This window comes from Acidovorax sp. SUPP3434 (genome assembly GCF_030159015.1).
Lineage (GTDB): Bacteria > Pseudomonadota > Gammaproteobacteria > Burkholderiales > Burkholderiaceae_C > Paracidovorax.
Genome location: NZ_BQXL01000028.1, coordinates 26,155 through 49,010 on the forward strand (window position 1 = coordinate 26,155; position 22,856 = coordinate 49,010).

Genomic DNA, 22,856 nt, shown 5'->3' on the forward strand with positions numbered 1-22,856 from the left:
CATGGATTTCGCCGGGCTCGCGCCCCTGCTGGACACCCTGGCCGCGTCCGCCCCGGCCGCGTGGCTGCGCCAGTCCGGCACGGCCTACCTGGTGGTCAACGCCCTGCACATCGCCGTGCTGGGCCTGGGCGTGGGCGCCGCCGTGCTGCTGGACCTGCGCCTGTGGGGCGCCGTCGGCCGGCGCATTCCCCTGGCGCTGCTGGGTCCGTTCCTGTCGCGCGGGGCGGCGGCGGGGATCGCGCTGGCCCTGGTCACCGGGCTGTGGCTGTTCGCCACACGGCCGGCCGACTACCTGGCCAATCCGGCGTTCCTGGTGAAGGTGGCGGTCATCGGGCTGGCGCTGCTGAATGCGCTGGCGCTGCATGCCGGCGGGCACTGGGCGCGCGCCCTGCGCGAAGGGCAGGCCGGCGGCTGGGTGCGCATGCAGGCCGCGGTGTCGCTCGCGCTGTGGCTGGGGGCCGTGCTGGCGGGGCGCTGGATCGGATTTCTCTGAGAACGCCGGGCGATTGAGCGCCAACGCGATTTCCAGAAAGACATTGAACAGGTTCTCAGGGTCCATGCGGCTACCATCCCGGCCATGGCGCTCAACTGGGTCTGGATCGGGTTCTTCACCGTGGCGTTCGCCACCGCCGTCGTGCGCTGGCTGCTGGGCGCGGACGGCATCTTCCAGGCCCTGCTGGCCGCGCTGTTCGATGCGGCCCGCTCGGGCTTCGAGATCTCGCTGGGCCTGGCCGGCGTGATGGCGCTGTGGCTGGGCCTGCTGCGCGTGGGCGAGCGCGCCGGCATGATCGAACTGCTCGCCCGCGCCGCCGCGCCGCTGCTGCGCCGGCTGTTCCCTGGGGTGCCCGACGGCCACCCGGCGCAGGGCGCGATGACCATGAACCTCTCGGCCAACCTGCTGGGCCTGGACAACGCCGCCACACCGCTCGGCCTCACGGCCATGCGCGAGCTGCAGACCCTCAACCCCGGCCCGCCCGACACCGCCAGCAACGCGCAGATCATGTTCGTGGTGATGAACACCGCGGGGCTCACGCTCATTCCCACTTCGGTCATCGCCATCCGCCAGAGCCTGGCCCTGAAGCAGGGGTTGGGCGCGGGCTTCAACGCGGCGGACATCTTTTTGCCGACGCTGCTGGTCACCTTCGCGTCGCTGCTGGCGGGTGTGCTGGCCGTGGCCATGTGCCAGCGCCTGCCCCTGTGGCGCGCGCGCTTTCTGCTGCCCGTGCTGGCCGTGGCCGGGCTGCTGGCAGCGGCCGTCACCGCGCTGGCCCGGTTGCCGGCCGAGCAGGCCGCGCGCATCGCCGGCACCACCGGGGCCGCGGTCATCCTGAGCGTGGTCATGCTCTTCGTGCTGGCGGGCGCCGTGCGGCGCGTGAACGTCTACGACGCCTTCATCGAAGGCGCCAAGGAAGGCTTCGGCGTGGCGGTGCAGATCGTGCCCTACCTCATCGCCATCCTCGCGGCCATCGGCGTCTTCCGCGCGGCCGGCTGCATGGACGCGCTGCTGGGCGCCATCGGCGCGGGCGTGGCGGCGATGGGCTGGGACACCGCGTTCCTGCCGGCCCTGCCCGTGGGGCTGATGAAGGTGCTCTCCGGCGCCGGCGCGCGGGGCCTGATGATCGACGTCATGCAGACGCACGGCGTCGATTCCTTCGCCGGCCGCCTGGCCGCCATCGTGCAGGGATCGACGGAAACCACCTTCTACGTGCTGGCGGTGTACTTCGGCAGCGTGGGCATCCGGCATGCACGCCATGCGCTGGCGTGCGCGCTGGTGGCGGATGCGGTGGGGCTGGCGGCGGCGATCGGGGTGGGGTACGCGATGCTGCGGTGAGGGGGGTTGACCCCGGCTGGGCAGGGCCCAGACGACCACGGGCACCGGCCGATCAATCACCTGCGCGATCTTGCGATCGCGAGTCAGCCGTACTGTTTTTGCTCATGCGCCTGTTGAAGCCTTTGTGCATCCCACACGCCTGCCTTTGCTGCCAGGAGGAGCATGCCCAGGGTAATGGGTCGGGTGCGCTTGCTTTTCTTGAAAGGGGAAAGCAGCCAGAGACCTTCTGCGCCGAAATAGTCGGATGGCCGGTAATCGCCTGGGGCCACATGGAACCTGGAAGCAAAATTTTCCATGAAATGAAAGGCGTCATCGCCGGTCAGGCCCAGGTCTTTGACCAGATCGGTATGGGGCGTGTAATCGATTTGCTTTCCCAGCTTCCTTAATCCCACGGAATCGACAGACGATGCCAGCTGAACCAGGTCTTTCCATAAGTCGGAAGGGGCGGCGGCTACCATAGGCGGTCTTCTTTCTTCGCGAGGGCGTTGTACTTCGTGATCGACTGGTTGATGATCTGGAAAACATCGTATGCCAGCACGGTCCAGCCGACGCCAGGAACCAGGCGCCCCACGAAGGCACCGAGGCTCCTGGTGAAAGTCAGTCTGAGCGTTCTCAAGCTGGCCCCCGTGAGGGTCGGCAAAGCAAAGGGCATTCGCTGCTGCAGTATTTTTCTCGATACCACCGAAGCGATCGATGTTCCTCGGGTCGCTCCTGCGAATTTACCGCGTGTCGGCAGGAATGGCTGCCCTGGAAGGATGGCCGCTGCAGCGGCGATATCGACCCCGCCCAGTTGATCCAGTGTCTGGTCGATGGCTATCCACAGGAATAATTCCCATCCGATTATTTCGCTCTCCATTGTTGATTTTGTTTTCAGAAGAGAAAATTGATGACCGACGCTCCGCAACGCCCCGACCTGCCCGACCACCTCTCCATCGACCCGCGCAGCCCGCACCATGTCGCCGCCGTGTTCGAGCACGACATCGGCATCCGCTTCAATGGCAAGGAGCGCTTCGACGTGGAGGAGTACTGCGTGAGCGGGGGGTGGGTGAAGGTGCCTGCGGGCAAGACGGTGGACCGCAAGGGCCGGCCGCTGATGATCACGCTCAAGGGCGCGGTGGAAGCGTTCTACAAATAAAAAATCCGCCGAGAAGGCGGATTGTCTGGACCGGCGGTCCCGGCGTCACTCGCATTGAAAACGTACCTGTAGCACTGCCGGCTTGCCCGACTTGCGCGATACAACCGTACAGCGCTTCACCGCGTCATCCACGCGCTGCGCCATTCGCACCACGCCGCCAGCATAGTCGCAGGAAAGGAACTTGCCCTGTGAGTAATCTCCTTCGAAAGTCCATACGGCGGTAGAGCCGCCTTTGCCGGGCTTATCTGACTGTGGCATCAACGCCGCCTCACGAATGAGAGGGCCATCGAAGACGTTGTAGCCGGTCAGCCGCAGGGGATTCGCGTCCAGCACGATTTCCGCGCCTGCGGGCAGGCTGGATGCAGAGGCCCGTGGCTCGTTGAGCTGTACTGTAGGGGGGACATTCCAGCGTGGTAGAAGCAGCTACAGCTGTATTTGGCATACCTGTTACCGCGAAAATGACCACGGCAAAAGCCGTGGACCAGCCGGGTGAGCGGCGTAGGAGGCAGGCTGGCGTCATAGAAATCCCATCGTTGTCGTCGTCATTCGATTACGGAATACGCCGCGGCGTTATTGCTGGCGTCAGTGAAGACTCCATTTTTGCTTTGGGGCTTGGGAGTCAAGTAGCGTTTTGACACCTTGGGCTTTTTCACATCGCTCAACCATTGATCCATGATCCAGATGCCACCAGCATCCTGGGAGATGAAGAACGCCGCATGATTGCCCGTGGGCAGGCTGCCGTAGTGGCCCTTGCTGTTGAATGTGGCGATGGCTGTGCCTTGCTTGATATTGGCATTACCAAATACCGTTTCACCTTTCTTCCAAATGCTGGTGTGTGGCACGTTCGCATAATACTGAAGTAGCGCCACGCAATGCTTGCTGCCAACCTTGTCGGTGTTCTGAAGCGACAAGACACTTGGTAGATATAAGGCATCGTTTTTGTCATCACATAAAAGAGAGGATCTTAAAAGGGATCCTGTAGCTTTCCGCAGCTATTTCCAACGGTTGCAATCAAACCCGCTCGAAGATGGCCGCGATGCCCTGCCCGCCGCCGATGCACATCGTGACCAGCGCGTAGCGCCCGCCGGTGCGGTGCAGCTCGGCGACGGCCTTGGTCGTGATGATCGCGCCAGTGGCGCCCACGGGGTGGCCCAGGGAGATGCCCGAGCCGTTGGGGTTGACCTTGGCGGGGTCCAGGCCGAGTTCCTGGATGACGGCGCAGGCCTGGGCGGCGAAGGCCTCGTTGGCCTCGATGACGTCCATGTCCTCGATCTTCAGGCCCGTGCGCTGCAGCACCTGGCGCGTGGCGGGCACGGGGCCGATGCCCATGTAGGCCGGGTCCACGCCCGCGTGCGCGTAGCCGACCAGGCGGGCTAGCGGCTTGGCGTTCAGCGCGGCCACGCGGTCGCCGGCCACCAGCACCACGGCGGCCGCGCCGTCGTTGATGCCCGAGGCATTGCCGGCGGTGACGCTGCCGCCATCCTTCTTGAACGCGGGCTTCATGCCGGCCAGCACGTCGAGCGTGGTGTTGCCGCGCACGTGCTCATCGGTGTCGAACAGCACGGTGCCCTTGCGCGTGGCGATCTCGACCGGAACGATCTGCGCCTTGAAGTGCCCGGCGGCGATGGCCGCGGCGGCGCGGTGCTGGCTGGCGGCGGCCAGTTCGTCCTGCATGTCGCGGCTGATGCGGTAGCGCTCGGCCACGTTCTCGGCGGTGATGCCCATGTGCATCTTCTGCCAGGGGTCGTGCAGGATGCCCAGCATGTAGTCGATGCTCTTGGCGTCGCCCATGCGCTGGCCGTAGCGCGCGGCGGTGTCGAAGTACGGGCCGCGGCTCATGGATTCGCTGCCGCCGCCGATGGCCACGTCGCAGTCGCCCAGCACGATGGCCTGCGCGGCCGACACGATGGCCTGCAGGCCGGAGCCGCACAGGCGGTTGACGTTGAAGGCCGGCGTCTCGATGGGGCAGCCCGCATCGATGGCGGCCACGCGGGCCAGGTAGGCGTCCTTGGTGTCGGTCGGGATGACGTTGCCCATGACCACGTGGCCCACGGTGTCGGGTGCGAGGCCGCTGCGTTCGATGGCGGCGCGCGTGACCGTGGTGGCCAGCTGGCTGTTGGGCACGTCCTTGAGCGTGCCGCCGAAGGTGCCGATGGCGGTGCGGGCGGTGCCGACGATGAAGACGTCGCGGTGGTTCATGGCAGGGGTCTCCTCAAGGAATGAATGAATGAACGGACAGGTGCTGAAAATCAGGTGCCGCACGGTGCGCTGCGCTGCGGATCGGACGGAATGGTAGGGCCGGGCGGCCGGCAGGGCAGGCGTGTGGGCGTCAGCCGCCGCTGCCGTGTCGTGCCCTGCCGCGCAGGTTTGCCTATCGCCCTTCGAAGCGCGGCTTCTCCTTGGCGTAGAAGGCGGCGATGCCCGCGGCCAGGTCGGCCGTGCGCGCGCAGTCGCCGAAGGCGCGGGTTTCCGCCTCCAGTTGCGCGGGCAGGTCGCGGTCGAACGAGGCGCGCATCAGCCGGCGCATGTGGCCCAGCGCGACCGTGGGGCCGGCCGCCAGGCGCTCGGCGAGTGCGTCCACCGCCGCATCGAGCTGGTCGGCGGGCACCACCCGGTTGACCAGGCCCAGGCGCTCGGCATCGGCGCTGGTGAGCGTGTCGCCGAGCAGGGCGATCTCCAGCGCGCGGCGCAGGCCCACCTGGCGCGGCAGGGCCCACGAGGCGCCCACGTCGCAGCTGGTGCCCAGGTTGATGTAGGCCAGATTGAAGCGCGTGCCCTCGGCGGCGAGGATGAAGTCGGCCAGGAGCATCAGGCTCATCCCGGCCCCGGCGGCCACGCCGTGCACCTTGGCGATGACGGGCGCGTCGATGTTCGCGAGCAGGGTGGCGGCCTCGTTGAGCGGGTCCAGCAGGTCGGCGGCGCCCTGGACAGGGTCTTCGCGCAAGGTGGCCAGATCGCCCCCGGCCATGAAGCCCTTGCCCGCGCCGCACAGCACCACGGCCCGCACGCCGGGATCGGCCGCGATGCTGCGCGCGGCCGCGCACAGGGCCTGGGCCATGGGCACGTCGATGGCGTTGAGCGTGGTGGGGCGGTTGAACTGCAGCGTGGCGATCGGGCCTTCGCGGTGGAAAACGAGGGGCGGGCTGGCGGCGTCGGGTGTGGGTGGCTGCGGCATCGTTGTCTCCTGTGCAAGGTGAGCCTGCTTCGTGAGCAAGCAAAACCACCTTGGTTTTGCTGCGAAAGCGACCAAGTTGCCATGCTTTCTCCAGCATGGGCATGCGTTGTTTAACCCGCTATCGTGTCTTCTCAACAGATGTCGGGTTTTATAAGTCGTTGATTTATATGAAATGCCTGATCGGTCAAAGGGCTGCTTTAACTTTTTTATCGCCTGTTGGCTTAAAGACCGACGTATCTGCAAGATACCAGCGGGCCCACCGCCGCTGGCCAACAACACCGATCAAACCCTCATTGCGTAACTCGTCGAGCAGTTTCTGCACTGCCTTCATGGGCAGCGACGGCAACACTTGGCGGAACTCGCTGAGCGGTGCACCCGCTTCCCCCTGGTCTTTGAGGTGTTGCAGCAACAGGGCCTTGTTGGTGCCGTGATCCAGGCCCCGCTTGCGGGTATAGGTGCCTTTGTTTCCCAGCGTCGCATACAAGGCGGCAGCCAGCATGTATTTCGCGGTTTTGCCACGGCCCATCATTTCCACCGCGCCGACCTCTGCCAGCGCGGGCAGGCGCTCCTGAATTTCGGGGGTGAGCGAACGGCCTTGTTCCAACCTCTCGAGTGCCAGATAGTCCAGCGTTGAAAAACCGCGCAGCGTCTCTTCGCCCAGCCGCTCCATGAACCGCACAAACGCCGGGTTGCGCACTCCGCCCTCCAGCGTCAGCCGAACTTCATGCGTGGCCGTGCCCGCAAAGCTAGGCAGCGGCTTGCCCTGGCGCACGGCGCTTTCCATCATCAGGTTCAGACCTTGTCCAGAGCGCTCGATCAGGCCGCAACGTCCCAAGGCTTCTGCCAAGCGGCGATTGCGTGGGTATTGCTGATCGATGATGTTTTCCGGAGTAATGCCTGGAGGCAGACCGCCAGGACTCACTACTTCCAGGCGTTTGGCAAACTGCCGGATGAAGATCGATCCACCCAACCTGTAGTCGCGGTGGGCGACCGCGTTCAAAATGGCTTCACGCACCGGCACTTCAGCGAAGGTGGGCAGGTCCATGCGAAAGAAGTCATCCTGGTAGCTTTGGCGGTCGTTGCGCAGGTTGATCTTTTTCCATAGTGCGTCTTGCCAAGCAAAAAAGCCTGCGCGGTATTCCTCCCTGTCCGCAGCCGGGCCAGCGGCTTCGGATGAGCGGTATTCAAACACCAGCTCAGCCTGGGCCAGCCACCGTGTAAGGCCCGCGCGCGTGCCAAACAGGATGAGCGCCGCATAGCTCACACGGTCGCCATCCACCAACAGCTCGGCATCGCGCAGGGTTTGCTGGTCACTCAAGTCGTGCCTGCGGATGTCGCCGCTCTTGCGCGCCCAGCGCTCGCGAAAGAGCGCTATGGATTCAGAGTCCAGATCCGCCAGCGTGGCGCCAGGACAGGGCTGGGCAGAAAAGTCCGGGCCAGTCTCGGCAAAGATGTCGCGCAGTTCCTGGCTGCTCAATGCTGCGAGGTCGTCGCCTGCGCGTTTGAAGTATTGGCCGTCGATCTCCCACGCCGTGCCCGGTAGCCGGGCAGGGACATGCACGATCACCACCCGTCCCTCAGGCAGACGGAGCTCTTCGACCGGGATGCGATGTCCTAGCCGCTGGTGCAAGCCCGCCTCCGTGCGCTCTGGCGCATCAAAGGCCAGCGAACCGACGATGCGCCGAGGCCGCTTGTCCGTCACGCCCAGAACCATGGTGCCGCCGCCTTCGTTGGCCAGGGCCACGCAGTACTTGAGCAGCTTTTCAAAATCGTAGCGCTGCTTGGCCTCTTTGAACTCCAGGCGCTGGCCTTCGGGTTCAAGCAACCATTGTTCAAGCTGGGCGACGGAAGTGGGCATGGCAGTGGATGGGGTGCGGTGAGGCTGAAGATTTCAGTGGCATTGGCGTGCCTCGAGTGATGCCTGCGGATTGAGGACGTTCCACCGGATCGACCTTGTTCCTCCATTCACCGGTGAGCATCGGACTGCGCGCGGGGCGTTGCAAGCAAAGTGGCAAGTCTGCCACGGGATGCCGTTGCGTGCTCCTAAAAAATTCGGCCTGGTTTTGCCTTCAGCGCATATCCACCTAGCGCAGTTAGCTATCAAAAGATGAGCTAACTTGCAGTTGGACCTGCCAGATCGTCCAGGATCGGGCAGTCCGGCCGCTCGTCCCCCTGGCAGCAGCCCACCAGCGACTGCAGCGTGCGCTGCATGGCCTGCATGGCGGCGATGCGCTGGGCCAGATCGTCGATGTGGGCTTGGGCGATCTGCTTGACGTGGGCGCTGGCGCGGCGCTTGTCCTGCCACAGGCCGAGCAGGGTGGCGATCTCCTGCATCGAGAACCCCAGGTCGCGGCTGCGGCGGATGAAGCGCAGGGTGTGCACGTCGGCCTCGGTGTACTGGCGGTAGCCGCTGCCGGTGCGCGCCACGCCGGCCAGCAGGCCCAGGGCCTCGTAGTGGCGCACCATGCGCGGCGAGACCCCGGCCCGCTCGGCCGCGGTGCCGATGGGCACCGGCCCGCCCTGCGGTGCGGCCGTGGCGCTCATGCGGCGACCGTGTAGCCCTCTTCGGTGATCGCGGCGGCCAGCGCGTCGCGCGCCCGGTCGCTCTCGACCACTACCTTGCCCTGGGCCAGATCCACCTGCACGGTGGCGTCGGGATCGACCTGGCGGACGGCGTGGACGACGGCGCGTTCGCAGTGGCCGCAGGTCATGCCGGTGACTTGGAGATGGTGTTGCATGGGGTGCTCCGTTCGGGAAAGGGTGGAAGAACAATGGGTGCCAGCATCATGAACCCTGACATGGTGGCAGAGTCAAGCGGCCCCGTGCTTTCCGCGGGGCGCTTGACCTTGCCATCGCGTCAAGGTTTAAGGTGCCCACCATGAACCCGACACCCACCGCCCCGCCATCCCCCTCCGATTCCGCCCCGGGCACGCTCGACCTGGGCATCGGCGGCATGACCTGCGCGAGCTGCTCGGGCCGCGTGGAGCGCGCACTGCGCAAGGTGCCGGGTGTGCAGGAGGCCACGGTCAACCTGGCGACCGAGCGGGCCCATGTGGTCTATGCGGCCAGTGCTGCCGATGTGGCTGGTGTGGCCGGTGGGGGCGCGGCGATGGAGGCGCAGCTGCGCCGGGCGGTGCGCAACGCGGGCTACGAGCCCCGCGCCCCGCAGGCGCAGGACGCCGAGGCGCGCGGCCAGTCGCCCTGGGCGGGCTTCGGGCCGGTGGCCCTGGGACTGGCGCTGTCGGCGCCGCTGGTGCTGCCGATGCTGCTGGGCCTGTTACCGGAGCGCTTCGGCGCGCTGCTCGGCCCGCACGGCATGCTGCCGGCATGGCTGCAGTGGCTGCTGGCGACGCCCGTGCAGTTCTTGCTGGGCGCGCGCTTTTACAAGGCGGGGTGGCACGCCCTCAAGGCGCGCTCCGGCAACATGGACCTGCTGGTGGCGATCGGCACCAGCGCGGGCTACGGGCTGTCGCTCTGGCTGTGGCTGACCGCGCCCGCCGGCCACGCCCCGCACCTGTACTTCGAGGCCTCGGCCGTGGTGATCACGCTGGTGCTGCTGGGCAAGTGGCTGGAGGCGCGGGCCAAGCGCCAGACCACGGCGGCCATCCGGGCGCTGCACGCCCTGCGGCCCGACGTGGCGCACCTGGTGGGTGCCGATGGCGAGGTGGACGTGCCCGTGGCCGAGGTGATGGCCGGCGACCGGATCGTGGTGCGCCCGGGCGAGCGCATTCCCGTGGACGGCACGGTGCTGGAGGGGCACACGCAGGTGGATGAATCCATGCTGACCGGCGAGCCGCTGCCGGTGCCGCGCACCGCGGGCGAGGCGCTCACGGGCGGCTCGATCAACGGCGACGGGCGGGTGGTGGTGCAGGTGTCGGCCGTGGGGGCCGAGACGGTGCTGGCCCGCATCATCCGGCTGGTGGAAGACGCGCAGGCCGGCAAGGCGCCGATCCAGCGGCTGGTGGACCGGGTGTCGGCGGTGTTCGTGCCGGTGGTGCTGGGCATCGCGCTGGCCACGCTGCTGGGCTGGCTCTGGGTGGGCGCCGGCGGCGAGGCGGCGGTGATCCACGCCGTGGCGGTGCTGGTGATCGCCTGCCCCTGCGCTTTGGGCCTGGCGACGCCGGCGGCCATCATGGCGGGCACGGGCGTGGCGGCCCGGCACGGCATCCTGATCCGGGACGCCGAGGCGCTGGAGCGCGCGCACCGCGTGGGCACGGTCGCCTTCGACAAGACGGGCACGCTGACGGTGGGCCAGCCCCGGCTGACCGCCTTCGAGGTGGCGCCCGGGCAGGACGGTGACGCGTTGCTCGCGGCGGTGGCCGGCGTGCAGGGCGGCAGCGAACACCCGCTGGCCCGCGCCGTGGTGCAGGAGGCCCGCCGCCGCGGCTTGGGTGTGCCCGCGCCGCAGGCCGTGAGCGCCGTGCCGGGCCGGGGCACCGAGGGCACGGCGGCCGGGCGCCATTTTCGCGTGGGCAGCCTGCGCTGGATGGAGGAACTGGGCGTGCCGCTGGGCGCCCTGGCCGCACCCGCCGCCGCGCTGCAATCGGCCGGTGCCACCGTGTCGGCGGTGGCCGAGGCACCGCCGGGCGAAGTGCCAACGGGCGAGGGTACGGCCGGCCCGGCGTGGGTGCTGCGGGCGCTGCTGGCCTTCGGCGACGAGCCCAAGCCCGGCGCGCGCGAGGCCCTGGCGGCGCTGCGGGCGCGCGGCCTGCGCGTGGTGATGGTGTCGGGCGACCACCGGGGCGCGGCCGAGGCCATGGCGCGCCGCCTGGGGCTGGACCCGGATGCCGGCGAGGTGATGGCCGAGGTGCTGCCCGGCGACAAGGCGGCATGCGTGGCGCGCCTGCGGTCCGAGGCCGCGGCGGGGCCGGGCGCTCACCGCCCGGCACGCCACGCGGTGGCCATGGTGGGCGACGGCGTGAACGACGCGCCGGCCCTGGCCGCCGCCGACGTGGGCATGGCCATGGGCAACGGCACCGATGTGGCCATGCAGGCCGCGGGCATCACCCTGATGCGCGGCGACCCCCGCCTGGTGACCGCGGCGCTGGACATTTCGCACCGCACGGTCGCCAAGATCCGGCAGAACCTGTTCTGGGCGTTTGCCTACAACGTGGCCGGCATTCCCCTGGCCGCACTGGGCTACCTGAGCCCCGTGGTGGCGGGCGCGGCCATGGCCCTCAGCTCGGTGAGTGTGATGGCGAACGCTTTGCTATTGAAGCGCTGGCGCGTTTGATAGTTACATTCGGTTAAAAGTCGGCAGGTCTGGCACACTGCAACGTTTGGTTGCATATGGTGGGCATCCTTTTGCTGGTCACCGAAGAGATTAGAGGACGACAACTATGAATTTCTTTTCGCTCATGCGGGGTTTTTCCATCCGGGTACGCATGCTGGGTGCGATCGGCGTGGTGCTGGGTTTGCTGGGATTGCTGGGGGGCGCAGGCATGCTGGGCATGTTCCGCATCCACGCGATGAGCGAGGAATTCATGGCGAATTCCTTCTCCGAGGTGGGCTACATGGCCGAGCTGCGCGGCGAGATGGGAGCCATCCGCCAGTTCGAGAAGGACATGATCATCCAGTACGAGAAGCCCGAGGGCGTCAAGCAGGCGCACACGGCCTGGCTGGCCAGCCTGGACCGCGCCAAGAAGGTCGCGGCCCGCTTCCTCGAAGGCCCCGAAGACCCGGACAACGCCCTGGTGCGCGACATCGTCAAGCGGCTGGACAGCTACCGCGAACAGTTCGCGCACGTGGCGCGGCAGCTGGAGGCCGGCGGCTACGACACGGCCACCATCGCCAACCGCATGAGCGGCAAGGCCGTGGCCGAGTTCGCCGAGGCCGACAAGCTCATGGTCCAGCTCGATACCAGCCTGCGCAACGAGGTGGCCGAGGTGGCCGCCCGGCAAAAGCAGGTGTCCGGCGAAACCCAGTGGCTGTTCGTGCTGGCGGTGCTCATCACCATCGTGGTGGTGGTGCCGCTGACCTTGCTCAACATGGTGTCCATCTGCCGTCCGCTGGCCGAGGCCCAGCGCATGGCGCAGGCCATTGCCGGCGGCGACCTCTCGCAGCGGGTGCAGGTGGAGGGCCGCGACGAAGTGGCCGACCTGCAGCGCGCGCTGGACGACATGCAGCAGGGCCTGGGGGCGCTGGTCTCGCAGGTGCGCGATGCGAGCGGCAGCATCGCCACCGCCAGTGCCGAAATCGCCACCGGCAACCAGGACCTGTCCGGCCGCACCGAGCAGACGGCCAGCAACGCCCAGGAGGCCGTGGCCTCGCTGGCGGAGCTCACCACCACGGTGCAGCAGACGGCATCGTCCTCGCAGGTGGCCAACCAATTGGCGTCGTCCGCCTCGGGCATCGCCACGCGCGGCGGCAGCGTGGTGCAGCAGGCCGTGGCCAGCATGCACGAGATCTCCAGCTCCAGCCGCAAGATCAGCGACATCATCGGCGTGATCGACGGCATCGCCTTCCAGACCAACATCCTGGCGCTGAACGCGGCCGTGGAAGCGGCCCGCGCGGGCGAACAGGGCCGCGGCTTCGCGGTGGTGGCCGGCGAGGTGCGCAGCCTGGCCCAGCGCTCGGCCGAAGCGGCCAAGGAAATCAAGGCGCTGATCAGCTCCAGCGTGACCGCGGTGGACGGCGGCGTGCGCCATGTCGAGGATGCCGGCGCGGCCATGAAGGAAATCGTGGACAGCGTGCAGCGCGTGTCGGACATCATCGGCGAGATCAATTCCGCCTCGGCCGAGCAGACCACCGGCATCGGCCAGGTCAACGGCTCGGTGGGCGAGATCGACCGCATGACGCAGCAGAACGCCGCGCTGGTGGAGCAATCCGCCGCCGCCGCCGAATCGCTGCGCGAGCAGGCCGCGCGCCTGTCGCAGGTGGTGCAGCAGTTCCATCTGGCCGACGGGCAGGCCTACGCGTCCGTGCAAGCTGGTGCGGCGCTGCAGGGCCTGCCTGCCTCCAGCGGCCCGGTGCGGCCGCAGCTCACCGGGGGCTGACCCGGCGGGAGGGCCGGTTCTCCCTGCCTTTCCTGTTCCCTGTTTCCCCGACCGGCGCCGTGGCGGCGCGGGCCGGGGGGCTTTCAGGTCAACGCCTTGGGGGGCTCGCCGCCGGGCGAGGGTTCACCGGCACGGCCCTTGCGCGGCCCGAACCACGCCACATACAGCGCCGGCAGCACCACCAGCGTCAGCAGCGTCGCCGTCACCAGCCCGCCGATCACCACGATGGCCAGGGGCCGCTGCGTCTCCGAGCCGATCTCGTGCGACAGGGCCATGGGCAAGAGGCCCAGCATGGCGAGCATGGCGGTCATCAGCACCGTGCGCAGGCGCTGCATGGAGCCCTGGCGCACGGCATCGACCACGGCCATGCCGCCCGACTGCAGCTGCTGGAACACCGAGAGCATCACCACGCCGTTGAGCACCGCCTGGCCCGACAGCGCGATGAAGCCGATGGCGGCCGACACCGACAGCGGGATGCCGAACACCCACAGCGCGATGAACCCGCCGATGAGCGCCAGCGGCACGTTGATGAGGATCAGCGAGGCCATCTTGAACGACTTGAAGGCGTCGAACAGCAGCACGAAGATCAGCAGCAGCGAGATGGGCACCACCACCGACAGGCGCTTCATCGCGCGCTCCTGGTTCTCGAACTCGCCTGACCAGTTGACCTGGTAGTTGGACGGGATCTTGACGTTCTTTTCCACGCGGGCCTTCATGTCGGCCACCACCGAGCCCATGTCGCGGCCCGCGATGAAGATGCCGATGGCCGTGGTGCGGCGTCCGGCCTCGCGGGCGATGTTCATGGCGCCCGTGCCCTCGCGGATGTGCACCACGTCGCCCAGCTGCACGTAGCCGCCGTCGGGCGTGGCGATGGGGGTGCGCGGCAGGTTGGAGATCACGCGTTCGTCCTTGGGCAGGCGCACGGCCACGGCGAACTTGCGCTCGCCCTCCCACAGGCTGGTGGCGGCCTTGCCGGCGAGGGCGGCCTCGATCACGTCCTGGATGTCGCCCACGTTCAGGCCGTAGCGCGCGGCGCGGTCGCGGTCGATGTCCAGCAGCAGCTGCGGCACCTGGCCGTCGCGGTCGATCTCGGCGCGGGCCACGCCCTGCACCTGCTTGATCTCGCGTGCGATCTCGTCGGTGATGCGCTTCATCTCCACCAGGTCGTCGCCCGCGAGCTTGATGACGATCTGGCCCTTGATCTGCGAGATCGACTCCAGCACGTTGTCGCGGATGGGCTGCGAGAACGCGGGGTCGATGCCGGGAATGGCCGACAGCGCGCGGCCCATCTCCTCGGTGATCTTCTCGCGCGTCATGCCGGGGCGCCATTGGTCCTCGGGCTTCACGTCCACGAAGATCTCGGCCATGGAGATGGTCTTGGGGTCGGTGCCGTCCTCGGGCTGGCCGGCCTTGGAGACCGTGGTGCGCACCTCGGGCACGCTCAGCAGGGCCTTGCGGGCCATGCGCAGCACGCGCGCCGCCTCGTCGGTGGAGACGTTGGGCGAGAGGGTGAAGTTGACCCAGGTGGTGCCCTCGTCCAGCTCGGGCAGGAATTCCGAGCCCAGGCGCGAGGCGGCCACCAGCGCCAGGCCGAACACGGCCAGCGCGATCACCACCACCGTGCGGCGGCGGGCCAGGGCCCAGTCCAGCACCGGGGCGTAGGCGCGCTTGGCGAGGGTGACCACGCGGTTGTCGCCGTGCGGCAGCTTCCTGCGCAGCATCCAGTAGGCCAGCAGCGGCACCAGGGTGAGCGAGAAGATCAGCGAGCCGACGAGCGCGGCCGAGACCGACAGCGCCATGGGCTGGAAGATGCGGCCTTCGTGGCGCTGCAGCGCGAAGATGGGGATGTGCGCCGCGATGATGATGAGCATCGAAAACAGCGTGGGCCGGCCCACTTCGCCGGCGGCCTCGATGATGGTGTCGCGCCGGTCGCGGTCGTCCATGTCCTCGCCGCGCTCGGCCAGGCGGTGCATGATGTTCTCGATCACGATCACCGCGCCGTCCACGATGATGCCGAAGTCCATGGCGCCCAGGCTCAGCAGGTTGGCCGGCACGCCCATGATCTTGAGGCCCATGAAAGTCGAGAGCAGGGCCAGCGGAATGACCACCACCACGGCCAGGCTGGCGCGCAGGTTGGACAGGAAGATGTACAGCACCAGCGCCACCAGCAGCGCGCCTTCCACGAGGTTGTGGAACACGGTGGTGAGCGTCTTGTCCATGAGCCAGGTGCGGTCGTAGAACGGCACGATCTGCACGCCCGGCGGCAGGCCGCGCGCGTTCAGTTCGGCGATGCGGTCCTTCACGCCCTTGAGCACCACGCTCGGGTTCTCGCCCTTGCGCATCACGACGATGCCGGTGACCACGTCGTCGTCCAGGTCCTGGCCGACCACGCCCAGGCGCGGCACGGCGCCGATCTTGACCTGGCCGATGTCGCGGATCAGCACGGGCGTGCCGTTGCGCGAGGCCACCACGATGCGGCCGATGTCGTCGGCCGAGCGCAGCAGGCCCAGCCCGCGGATGGTGTACTGCTGCGCGCCCTGCGCGACGTAGCTGCCGCCGGCGTTGGCGTTGCCCCGGCCCAGCGCGTCCAGCAGGTTCTGGAACGTGACCTTGTACGCGCGCAGCCGGTCCATGTCGGGCTGCACCTCGTACTGCTTGATCGAGCCGCCCATGGCCACCACGTCGGCCACGCCGGGCACCTGGCGCAGCGCGCGCTCCACCGTCCAGTCCTCCACGGTGCGGATGTCGGTGGTCGACAGGCCGTCGCCCTTGAGGCGGTAGCGCATGATCTCGCCCACCGGTGTGGCGTTGGGCGCGATCTCGGCCTGCACGCCGGGCGGCAGGTCGATGCTGGACAGCCGCTCGGCCACCTGCTGGCGCACGATGTTCGTGTTGGCCGCGTCGTCGTATGTGACCACGCTGAACGAGAGGCCGAACTGCGTGTGCGAGAACACGCGGATCGAATTGGGCAGGCCCGCCAGGGCCGTCTCGATGGGCAGGGTGACCTGCTTTTCGACTTCCTCGGGCGCGCGGCCCGGGTACAGGGCGATCACCGTCACCTGGGTGTCCGTCACGTCGGGAAAGGCCTCGACGGACAGGTTCTTGAACGAGATGAATCCCGCCAGGGCGAACAGCACCGTGCCCAGCACGATGAACAGCGGCTGGTGCAGCGCGTAGTGGATGAGGCGCCTCATGGCTTGGCCGTCCCTTCCGCCTTGCCGCCCGCCGGGCTGGCGGGCGCGCCGGGTACCGGTGCGGGCGCGTCTTCCTCGGCGGCCTGGAACTGGCGGGCCAGCAGCAGCACGTTCTCGGCCACCACCTTCTCGCCGGCTTCCAGCCCGCGGGAGACGACCACCTCGCGCGGGCCTTCGTAGCCCAGCACCACCTTGCGCGGCTCGAACACGCCGGGCTCGCGCTGCACGTACACGGTGTGCTGCGTGCCATTCAGGGTGACGGCGGCGGCGGGGATGACGACCCCACTCTCGCGGCTTTCCTGCACGTGCACGGTGGCCAGCATCTCGGCCTTCAGGCGCCGGTCGGCATTGGGCACCACGCCGCGCACCTTGAGCGTGCGCGTGCCGGGATCGATCGCGTCGGCCGCGGCGGTCACGCGGCCGGTGAAGGTGGCCTCGGGGTAGGCCGGCACCTGCAGCGTGAAGCTGTCGCCGGGGCGCAGCGAGGCCAGGTCGCCCTCGCGCGCGTCGATCTGCACCCACAGCGAGGCGGGGTCGGTCACCACGAACAGCGCCGGGTTGCCGGGGCCGGACTGGTCGGGCCGCACCTCCTGGCCGGGATTGAGGTTGCGCTCCACCACCACGCCCGCCATGCCGGCCGTGAGCGCGAGCTGCTGGTTCACGGCGTTGCCGCCGCCGTAGAGGCTGGTGCGCGCGGCGGCGCGGGCCACTTCGGCCTGGGCGCGCGCGGCGTCGGCCTCGGCCTGCTCCAGGTCCTTGCGGGCCACGATGCCGGCTTCGAACAGTTCCCGCTGGCGGCGCAGGCCCTGCTGGGCGAACGACTGGTCGGCGCGGGCCTTGGCCGTGTCCGCCTGGGCCTGGCCGAAGTCGGGCGAGGCCAGCAGCGCCAGCGGCGCGCCCGCCTTGACCGACTGGCCCAGGTCGGCGCGGATGGCCGTGACGCGGCCGGCGAACGCGGGGTACACGCGCTGGGTGCGTTCCTCGTTCCACACCAGGCGTGCGGGCAGGTCGACGGCGATGTCCTTGCTGGCGCGCGCGGCGGCCACGGTCAGCAGCGCCAGCTGCGGATGGCCGGGCGGAAAGCGCAGCTGCCCCGACTGGGCGATGGGGGGTGCGGCTTCCGGCGCCGCGGCGGGTTCGGCGGCCTTGCTGCAGCCTTGCAGCAGCGCGCCACCGCCCAGGGCGAGGACAAGCAGGCCGCAGGTGGTCAGGCGCGGTAGGGAGAGGGCAGGGTGCACCATGGTGGACTTCGCGATACGAGAGGTGGAAGGGGAACGGCGGGGCATGGATTGGCGTGGCTGGACTTGGGGCGGGGGCGTTCAGGGCAGGCTGCCCAGCAGGGTTTGCGGCTGCGTGCGCAGCAGCCAGGCGCCCTGGGCCTTGGCATAGTCGGCACGGGCCGAGAGCGCCTCCAGCGCCGTGGCGCGCAGGGTGCGCTGGGCATCCAGCAGGTCGGTCAGCGGCATGGCGCCCTTGCGGTACGCCAGCTCGGCGCTCTGCGCCACCTGGCGGGCGCGCGGCAGCACGCCTTCGTCGTAGCTGGCGGCGCGGCGCGCGGCGCTCAGCGCGGCCTGCTGCAGGTGCTGCAGGTCCAAAAGGGCCAGGCGGCGCGTGTTGTCCAGTGCGTCCTGCGCGCGGGTCAGCTCGGCCTGGGCGCGGCCGATCTCGCCCTGGAACTGGTAGCCCCATTGCAGTGGGATCTGCACGCGCACTTCCAGCAGGCGGTTGGAGGTGCCGGGATAGTGGTCCACCGAGGCACCCACCGTCCAGTCGGACTTGCGCAGGGCACTGGCGTTGTCCAGCGCCGCCTGGGCGGATTGCACGCGTGCGATGGCGGCGCGCACGTCGGCCCGGGCTTCGGCCCAGGCGCCCAGATCGCCGCCGCCGTCCAGCGGGCCGCTGCCGGGGGCCGCGCCCAGGGCGGCGGCCGGGGGCAGGGCCGGCCAGTCGGTGCCGCCGGCCTGCACCGCCAGGCTGCTGGCCGTGACCTGCGCCAGCGCCAGCGCGGCCTGCTCCTGCAGTTGGGTGGCGGCCTGCGTGTCGGCGCGGGCGCGCTCGGCCTCGATGCGGGTGCGCGACGCGTCCTGCGCGGACAGGTCGCCCGCCTTCACACGGCGGTCGGCCAGGCGGGCCAGCTCGGCCACGCTGCGCTCGATCTCGGCGGTTTCGCGCACGCGCTCTTGCGCGGCCAGCAGGTCGTAGTAGGCGGCCAGTGCGGCCTGCAGTTGCTGGGTCTGCGTGTCTTCCACATCCGCCTGGGCCGCATCGGCGGCGCGCTGGGCGGCCTGCGTTCGCAGCTCGCGCTTGTTGCCGCGCTCCCAGGTCCAGTCGATGCCCACCGACTTGTCGATGCGCTTGCGCGTGAGCACGTTGCCGGGCCCCAGGCCGTGCTGCAGGTCCATGGAGGTGGCCTTGGAGCTGAACACCGGCAAGGGGGCATGGTCGGCGCTCAGCACGTCGGCGCGCGCCGCGGCCAGGGCCTGGCGGGACTGGATCACGTCGCTGTTGTCGCGGGCGGCGGCCAGGGCCTGCGCCAGCGTCCACTGCGGCGCCAGGGGGGCAGCGGCAGGGACCGTGGCGACGGGTGCCGCGGGGCTGTCGGAGGCGCGGGTCTGGCTCCAGCCCGGCAGTGCGCAGGCCAGGGCGCAAAGGAGGATGCAGGGGTGTCGTATGCTCATGCCGCGTTTATCGGCGGGGGTGCCTGACCGCTACCTGACCTCGGGACTGCGGAAACTGCGTACCCCTCGCCCCGGCGCACCGCACAGCCGCCCAACAACCCAGCCCCAACCCATGCGAATCCTGGTCGTGGAAGACGATGACGTGCTGCGCGGCGTGATGCTGCGCAGCCTGACCGATGCGGGCCACCGCGTGGATGCCGCCGCCAGCGTGGCCGAGGCGCACCACTTCTGGAGCGTGCAGCCCTTCGATGCCGTGCTGCTGGACCTGAACCTGCCGCAGGGCGGCCCGCCAGGCGGCGCCCTCGCCAGCGCAACGGCCAGCGGCCTCACGGTGCTGCGCGCGGCGCGGGCCCGGGGCGACCGCACGCCGGTGCTGGTGCTCACCGCGCGCGACCGCACCGAGGAGCGCATCGCCGGCCTGGACGCCGGCGCCGACGACTACCTGGGCAAGCCCTTCGATCTGGCCGAGGTGGAGGCCCGCCTGCGGGCCCTGGCCCGGCGCACGCTGGGCGCGGACGACCGTGCCGCCGTCGGCGCCCTGGTGCTGGACCGCCGGGCGCGCCGCTTCACCCTGCACGGCGCGCCGGCCGAACTGCCCGCGCGCGAATTCGAGGTGCTGTGGGAGCTGATGACGCCGCCCGGGCGCGTGGTGAGCAAGCGCACCCTGTCGGACAAGCTCTCCGACTTCGACGAGGCGCTGGGCGACAACGCGCTGGAGGCCTTCATCTCCCGCCTGCGCAAGAAGCTGCAGGGCAGCGGCGCGGGCATCCGCACGCTGCGCGGCCTGGGCTACATGGTGGAGCCCGAGGCGGGCGGGCCCGGCGCGCCATGACCGCCACCCATCCCCCCTCGCTCCCGCCGGCGCCTGCGCAGCGCGAGCCCCGCTCGCTGCAGGCGCGGCTGCTGCGCCACGTGCTGGTGCCGCTGGGCCTCACGTGGCTGGTGGGCACGGCCGGCTCGGTGCTGCTGGCCAATGCCTTCACCCAGCGCGCGTTCGACCGCTCGCTGCTCGACGATGCCTACGCGGTGGCCGCCAACGTGCGCGCCAAGGGTGATGGGCTCGATTTCGCGCTCACCTCGCGCGAGGTCAAGGCCGTGCTGTTCGACCAGGTGGAGACGGTGTACTTCGCGGTGCTGCGGCCCGATGGCTCCATGCTGGCGGGCAATGCCGGCGGCATGCCGGTGCCGCCGCCGCGCGGCGACGAGGCCTACCGGTTCTCCGACATCCAGTTCCATGGCCGGGCGCTGCGCGCGGTGCGGCTCGATGTGCGAGAGCCCCTGCCGTTCGAGGTCGTCACCGCGCAGACCGTGCACAGCCGCAGCGCCATGCTGCGCAGCGTGCTGCTGTATTCGGGCGTGTCGCAACTGCTGCTGCTGGTGGCGCTGGCCGTGTGGCTGCGCCGCGCCATCCAGCGCGACCTGCAGCCCCTGGCCGCGTTCCAGCAGGCGCTGGACCGCCGCGACGCGCGCGACCTGGCGCCCGTGCCCGTGGAGGCCTCCACCCGCGACGTGCAGCACCTGGGCGCCGCGGTGAACGACCTGCTCGCGCGCGTGGCGCAGGGGGTGCGCGCGCAGCGCGAGTTCGCCGGCAACGTGGCGCATGAACTGCGCACCCCGCTGGCGGGCATCCGCGCGCTGGCGGGCTACGGCCTGGCCCACAGGGACCCCGCCGTGTGGCGCGAGCAGCTGGCCGGCATTGCCGACAGCGAGGCCCGCGCCAGCCACCTGGTGGACCAGCTGCTCGCGCTGGCCCTGGCCGACGAGGCCCGCGGCGCCATGCCCCGCCAGCCCGTGGCCCTGGACGAGCTGGCGCGCGACGCCGTGCTGCGCTTTCTGCCCCGCGCCGATGCGGCGGGCGTGGACCTGGGCGCCACCGGCCTGGACCAGCCCGTGGTCGTGCAGGGCCAGCCGCTGCTCATCGAAGGGGTGCTGGGCAACCTGATCGACAACGCCCTGCGCTACGGCCGCCCGGGCGCCGGCACGCGGCCCCGCGTGACCGTGGAAATCTCGCGCGAGGCCACGGTCGATGGCCGCGAAGCGACCGTACTGGCCGTGGTCGACAACGGCCCGGGCCTGTCGGCCGCGCAGCGCACGGACCTGCTGCAGCGCTGGGCCCAGGGCCGTGAGGGCGAGCGCCTGGGGCAGGGCGCGGGCCTGGGCCTCGCCATCGTGGCGCGCTACGCCGAACTGCTGGGCGTGCGCCTGGCGCTGGAGCCTGGGCCGCAGGGCGAAGGCCTTTGCGTGCGACTGGTGTTCGCTGGGTGAGTGCAGTGCCCGCGTCGGGATGTGCAGCATGCACGGCTGCGGGTCAGAACTTGACCAATTTCAGATGCGACATCAGTTGCCTGAACAGCGCGGGCGACAGGCGCCCGGACACCATGTAGTAGTGCTCGGGATCGGGGGTGAAGATGTACAGAAGATCCCGGCTGGGCTCTATGTCCTGGATGCGGATGGCGGTGAAGGGGCCCTTGGAGAATTTCTCGTAGTGCACCGAATTCGCAATGCCCTCGACCTTGCGGGCCCGGTCGATCACGGGATCGCCCAAATTGGCCTGCCCCAGCAACTCGTAGAACGCCAGCGGCGTCTGGATGCCATGCTTTTCCAGCACGCCGAGCTTTTGGTAAAGCTCTTGCAGCTTGGCGAAATCCTTCAGTTGAATAATGGGGCCGTCCACGAGGCCGTCGGGCATGTTGTTCTCGGTGGGCGCGAGGATGACGAAGGGATCCCCCCCTGGCGGCACGAAGAACTTGCCCACCAGATGCCGGGGGACTTTCAGTTCCAACCAGCCGTACTGCAAGGCCACGCATCCGGAGCAACGCTGGTACGGCGGCCAATCGCGGTTTTCCAGCATGCCCTTCTCGCCGGCGAAGGCGGAGCCTACCAGCGATGCGTGCAGCAGGGCGCAGAAAAGCAGCGGCTTCAGGCGCATGGCATGAACCTCAGGGCCGCGATGCCCGTGGCTGCCAGTTCGAAAGGGGAGCGGAAATTGCCAATGACTTTCTTGGCGCAGGAAACGGTGAATTTGTTTTCGATGTTCCGATAGCCTGTGGTCGCCAACTGCGTAGCAAGCCACAGCACGGAAGGCGGCCCGCCTGCGGGGCGGGGAACGAAAGACATGGCCTTAGAACATTTGGCGGTTTCCAACAGCATCTGGTGGAACACGAGGGCCACGCTGTCGTTCACGGTGCCGTCCCACGGCACTTGGACATGGGCGAACCGGAAGAACGATTCGATCATCGCTCTGAGTTCATCCTGCGATTTGTCGGCAGCGTCGCCCTTGGCAACGGGATTGGACATGGAGAACCTCCTTTTTGAATGCGTTTGAATTCTGTCAAGCGGAACGAAATATAAAGAGGTTCGGATGCACGCAGCCTTCAAAATTGCAAGATGACGTAACTAAATATCAAGCTCCGTACCCATCATTCGAAAACGGGCCGGAAGAAGCTGCGCTCGTAGCTCAGGATGCAGCGCGTTTCCTGCGCGTAGCGGAAGGCGGCGAGGCATTCCGGGTCCTGCATCGACTGCGCGCGGTAGGTCTCGTACGCCGCCAGCGAGGGAAAGGTGAACAGCGCCAGCGCGATGTTGTTCGCGCCTTCGGACGGCAGGAAATAGCCGTGGTGCTGGCCGCCGAATTTCTCCACCAGCGGGATCCAGAGCTTGCCGTAGTGCTCGAATTCGGCGAGCTGGTGGGGGTCGATGACGTAGCGCAGGTAGCAGGTGATGACCCGTCCTGGAATAGGTTGACACCTATGCGGGACTGAACCCTAGCCGTAATTGGCTTGCAAGAGACGCCCGGTGCACCGCATCGGGCGTTTTGTATTCTAGGGACAGGTGGGGCCGCTGCTCGT

General features: G+C 68.8%; 22 protein-coding genes. 7 read left to right on the forward strand and 15 right to left on the reverse strand.

The annotated features are described in order from the left end of the window. Position 1 precedes the first annotated feature (1 nt). Both AVKW3434_RS23725 and AVKW3434_RS23730 read left to right on the forward strand, forming a co-directional pair. Positions 2-493: a DUF2214 domain-containing protein gene (locus AVKW3434_RS23725; RefSeq protein WP_284407797.1), complete on the forward strand. Its 492-nt coding sequence runs from the start codon at positions 2-4 to the stop codon at positions 491-493. Positions 494-577: 84 nt separating this feature from the next. Continuing rightward, positions 578-1,831 (forward strand): spore maturation protein, encoded by a 1,254-nt coding sequence (locus AVKW3434_RS23730; protein WP_284407798.1) that lies wholly within the window; start codon positions 578-580, stop codon positions 1,829-1,831. A gap of 83 nt (positions 1,832-1,914) precedes the next feature. Here the strand turns inward: AVKW3434_RS23730 and AVKW3434_RS23735 are convergent, their stop codons facing one another. Together AVKW3434_RS23735 and AVKW3434_RS23740 are read right to left on the reverse strand one after the other, a co-directional pair. Then, positions 1,915-2,289 (reverse strand): DUF1493 family protein, encoded by a 375-nt coding sequence (locus tag AVKW3434_RS23735; protein ID WP_284407799.1) that lies wholly within the window; start codon positions 2,287-2,289, stop codon positions 1,915-1,917. Then, a complete protein-coding gene (locus AVKW3434_RS23740; RefSeq protein WP_284407800.1) occupies positions 2,283-2,687 on the reverse strand; it encodes an STM2901 family protein in 405 nt (134 codons plus the stop codon). Before AVKW3434_RS23740 ends, AVKW3434_RS23735 begins: the two co-directional genes overlap by 7 nt. A gap of 30 nt (positions 2,688-2,717) precedes the next feature. On the opposite strand from AVKW3434_RS23740, the gene AVKW3434_RS23745 reads away from it, so the two are divergent. Next, a complete protein-coding gene (locus tag AVKW3434_RS23745; protein ID WP_284397321.1) occupies positions 2,718-2,966 on the forward strand; it encodes a DUF3297 family protein in 249 nt (82 codons plus the stop codon). Between the two features lie 45 nt (positions 2,967-3,011). On the opposite strand, the gene AVKW3434_RS23750 is transcribed toward AVKW3434_RS23745, so the two are convergent. From AVKW3434_RS23750 to AVKW3434_RS23780, 7 genes are all read right to left on the reverse strand, one after another. Beyond that, complete coding sequence (locus AVKW3434_RS23750; RefSeq protein ID WP_284407801.1) at positions 3,012-3,299, reverse strand: STY0301 family protein; 288 nt, start codon at positions 3,297-3,299, stop codon at positions 3,012-3,014. 209 nt (positions 3,300-3,508) lie between these two features. Further along, positions 3,509-3,877, reverse strand: a complete 369-nt coding sequence (locus AVKW3434_RS23755) for a BPSL0067 family protein (RefSeq protein ID WP_284407802.1) — start codon at positions 3,875-3,877, stop codon at positions 3,509-3,511. Between the two features lie 100 nt (positions 3,878-3,977). Beyond that, the gene (locus AVKW3434_RS23760; RefSeq protein WP_284407803.1) at positions 3,978-5,165 is read right to left on the reverse strand and encodes an acetyl-CoA C-acyltransferase family protein; all 1,188 of its coding nucleotides are present in this window, start codon (positions 5,163-5,165) and stop codon (positions 3,978-3,980) included. A 172-nt stretch (positions 5,166-5,337) separates the two neighbouring features. Continuing rightward, complete coding sequence (locus tag AVKW3434_RS23765; RefSeq protein ID WP_284407804.1) at positions 5,338-6,141, reverse strand: enoyl-CoA hydratase/isomerase family protein; 804 nt, start codon at positions 6,139-6,141, stop codon at positions 5,338-5,340. A gap of 184 nt (positions 6,142-6,325) precedes the next feature. Beyond that, on the reverse strand, positions 6,326-7,999 hold the full coding sequence (locus AVKW3434_RS23770; RefSeq protein WP_284407805.1) for an RNA/DNA-binding domain-containing protein: 1,674 nt from the start codon (positions 7,997-7,999) through the stop codon (positions 6,326-6,328). A 254-nt stretch (positions 8,000-8,253) separates the two neighbouring features. Next, on the reverse strand, positions 8,254-8,685 hold the full coding sequence (cueR, locus tag AVKW3434_RS23775) for a Cu(I)-responsive transcriptional regulator (RefSeq protein WP_284407806.1): 432 nt from the start codon (positions 8,683-8,685) through the stop codon (positions 8,254-8,256). Then, positions 8,682-8,879 carry a heavy-metal-associated domain-containing protein gene (locus AVKW3434_RS23780; RefSeq protein WP_272566301.1) on the reverse strand — a complete coding sequence of 66 codons (198 nt, stop codon included), beginning with the start codon at positions 8,877-8,879 and terminating at the stop codon, positions 8,682-8,684. The genes cueR and AVKW3434_RS23780 overlap by 4 nt, the downstream gene beginning before the upstream one ends. Before the next feature lie 140 nt (positions 8,880-9,019). Between AVKW3434_RS23780 and AVKW3434_RS23785 the strand changes: the two genes are divergently transcribed. Further along, positions 9,020-11,374 carry a heavy metal translocating P-type ATPase gene (locus AVKW3434_RS23785; RefSeq protein WP_284407807.1) on the forward strand — a complete coding sequence of 785 codons (2,355 nt, stop codon included), beginning with the start codon at positions 9,020-9,022 and terminating at the stop codon, positions 11,372-11,374. 106 nt (positions 11,375-11,480) lie between these two features. Then, positions 11,481-13,136, forward strand: a complete 1,656-nt coding sequence (locus AVKW3434_RS23790; RefSeq protein WP_284407808.1) for a methyl-accepting chemotaxis protein — start codon at positions 11,481-11,483, stop codon at positions 13,134-13,136. A gap of 83 nt (positions 13,137-13,219) precedes the next feature. Here the strand turns inward: AVKW3434_RS23790 and AVKW3434_RS23795 are convergent, their stop codons facing one another. The 3 genes from AVKW3434_RS23795 to AVKW3434_RS23805 all read right to left on the reverse strand — a co-directional run bounded on the left by AVKW3434_RS23795 (position 13,220) and on the right by AVKW3434_RS23805 (position 19,008). Continuing rightward, a complete protein-coding gene (locus AVKW3434_RS23795) occupies positions 13,220-16,330 on the reverse strand; it encodes an efflux RND transporter permease subunit (protein WP_284407809.1) in 3,111 nt (1,036 codons plus the stop codon). Next, positions 16,327-17,571 (reverse strand): efflux RND transporter periplasmic adaptor subunit, encoded by a 1,245-nt coding sequence (locus AVKW3434_RS23800; RefSeq protein ID WP_502869171.1) that lies wholly within the window; start codon positions 17,569-17,571, stop codon positions 16,327-16,329. Before AVKW3434_RS23800 ends, AVKW3434_RS23795 begins: the two co-directional genes overlap by 4 nt. A gap of 78 nt (positions 17,572-17,649) precedes the next feature. Further along, a complete protein-coding gene (locus tag AVKW3434_RS23805) occupies positions 17,650-19,008 on the reverse strand; it encodes a TolC family protein (protein WP_284407811.1) in 1,359 nt (452 codons plus the stop codon). A gap of 112 nt (positions 19,009-19,120) precedes the next feature. On the opposite strand from AVKW3434_RS23805, the gene AVKW3434_RS23810 reads away from it, so the two are divergent. Together AVKW3434_RS23810 and AVKW3434_RS23815 are read left to right on the forward strand one after the other, a co-directional pair. Further along, a complete protein-coding gene (locus AVKW3434_RS23810) occupies positions 19,121-19,840 on the forward strand; it encodes a response regulator transcription factor (protein ID WP_284407812.1) in 720 nt (239 codons plus the stop codon). Further along, on the forward strand, positions 19,837-21,273 hold the full coding sequence (locus AVKW3434_RS23815) for a sensor histidine kinase (protein ID WP_284407813.1): 1,437 nt from the start codon (positions 19,837-19,839) through the stop codon (positions 21,271-21,273). The genes AVKW3434_RS23810 and AVKW3434_RS23815 overlap by 4 nt, the downstream gene beginning before the upstream one ends. A gap of 43 nt (positions 21,274-21,316) precedes the next feature. On the opposite strand, the gene AVKW3434_RS23820 is transcribed toward AVKW3434_RS23815, so the two are convergent. The 3 genes from AVKW3434_RS23820 to AVKW3434_RS23830 all read right to left on the reverse strand — a co-directional run bounded on the left by AVKW3434_RS23820 (position 21,317) and on the right by AVKW3434_RS23830 (position 22,745). Beyond that, complete coding sequence (locus AVKW3434_RS23820) at positions 21,317-21,937, reverse strand: hypothetical protein (RefSeq protein WP_284407814.1); 621 nt, start codon at positions 21,935-21,937, stop codon at positions 21,317-21,319. After that, positions 21,928-22,305, reverse strand: a complete 378-nt coding sequence (locus AVKW3434_RS23825) for a hypothetical protein (RefSeq protein ID WP_284407815.1) — start codon at positions 22,303-22,305, stop codon at positions 21,928-21,930. The genes AVKW3434_RS23820 and AVKW3434_RS23825 overlap by 10 nt, the downstream gene beginning before the upstream one ends. Before the next feature lie 122 nt (positions 22,306-22,427). Next, positions 22,428-22,745: an NIPSNAP family protein gene (locus tag AVKW3434_RS23830; protein ID WP_284407816.1), complete on the reverse strand. Its 318-nt coding sequence runs from the start codon at positions 22,743-22,745 to the stop codon at positions 22,428-22,430. Positions 22,746-22,856: the final 111 nt, after the last annotated feature.

What these genes read in the sequence shown, in the direction of transcription:
- AVKW3434_RS23810 (WP_284407812.1), top strand. Translation starts at nt 19,121, where the DNA reads ATGCGAATCCTGGTCGTGGAAGACGATGACGTGCTGCGCGGCGTGATG.
- AVKW3434_RS23795 (WP_284407809.1), bottom strand. Translation starts at nt 16,330, where the DNA reads ATGAGGCGCCTCATCCACTACGCGCTGCACCAGCCGCTGTTCATCGTG.
- AVKW3434_RS23820 (WP_284407814.1), bottom strand. Translation starts at nt 21,937, where the DNA reads ATGCGCCTGAAGCCGCTGCTTTTCTGCGCCCTGCTGCACGCATCGCTG.
- AVKW3434_RS23825 (WP_284407815.1), bottom strand. Translation starts at nt 22,305, where the DNA reads ATGTCCAATCCCGTTGCCAAGGGCGACGCTGCCGACAAATCGCAGGAT.
- AVKW3434_RS23785 (WP_284407807.1), top strand. Translation starts at nt 9,020, where the DNA reads ATGAACCCGACACCCACCGCCCCGCCATCCCCCTCCGATTCCGCCCCG.
- AVKW3434_RS23730 (WP_284407798.1), top strand. Translation starts at nt 578, where the DNA reads ATGGCGCTCAACTGGGTCTGGATCGGGTTCTTCACCGTGGCGTTCGCC.
- AVKW3434_RS23765 (WP_284407804.1), bottom strand. Translation starts at nt 6,141, where the DNA reads ATGCCGCAGCCACCCACACCCGACGCCGCCAGCCCGCCCCTCGTTTTC.
- AVKW3434_RS23770 (WP_284407805.1), bottom strand. Translation starts at nt 7,999, where the DNA reads ATGCCCACTTCCGTCGCCCAGCTTGAACAATGGTTGCTTGAACCCGAA.
- AVKW3434_RS23760 (WP_284407803.1), bottom strand. Translation starts at nt 5,165, where the DNA reads ATGAACCACCGCGACGTCTTCATCGTCGGCACCGCCCGCACCGCCATC.
- AVKW3434_RS23800 (WP_502869171.1), bottom strand. Translation starts at nt 17,571, where the DNA reads ATGGTGCACCCTGCCCTCTCCCTACCGCGCCTGACCACCTGCGGCCTG.
- cueR (WP_284407806.1), bottom strand. Translation starts at nt 8,685, where the DNA reads ATGAGCGCCACGGCCGCACCGCAGGGCGGGCCGGTGCCCATCGGCACC.
- AVKW3434_RS23740 (WP_284407800.1), bottom strand. Translation starts at nt 2,687, where the DNA reads ATGGAGAGCGAAATAATCGGATGGGAATTATTCCTGTGGATAGCCATC.
- AVKW3434_RS23745 (WP_284397321.1), top strand. Translation starts at nt 2,718, where the DNA reads ATGACCGACGCTCCGCAACGCCCCGACCTGCCCGACCACCTCTCCATC.
- AVKW3434_RS23815 (WP_284407813.1), top strand. Translation starts at nt 19,837, where the DNA reads ATGACCGCCACCCATCCCCCCTCGCTCCCGCCGGCGCCTGCGCAGCGC.
- AVKW3434_RS23780 (WP_272566301.1), bottom strand. Translation starts at nt 8,879, where the DNA reads ATGCAACACCATCTCCAAGTCACCGGCATGACCTGCGGCCACTGCGAA.
- AVKW3434_RS23805 (WP_284407811.1), bottom strand. Translation starts at nt 19,008, where the DNA reads ATGAGCATACGACACCCCTGCATCCTCCTTTGCGCCCTGGCCTGCGCA.
- AVKW3434_RS23735 (WP_284407799.1), bottom strand. Translation starts at nt 2,289, where the DNA reads ATGGTAGCCGCCGCCCCTTCCGACTTATGGAAAGACCTGGTTCAGCTG.
- AVKW3434_RS23725 (WP_284407797.1), top strand. Translation starts at nt 2, where the DNA reads ATGGATTTCGCCGGGCTCGCGCCCCTGCTGGACACCCTGGCCGCGTCC.
- AVKW3434_RS23790 (WP_284407808.1), top strand. Translation starts at nt 11,481, where the DNA reads ATGAATTTCTTTTCGCTCATGCGGGGTTTTTCCATCCGGGTACGCATG.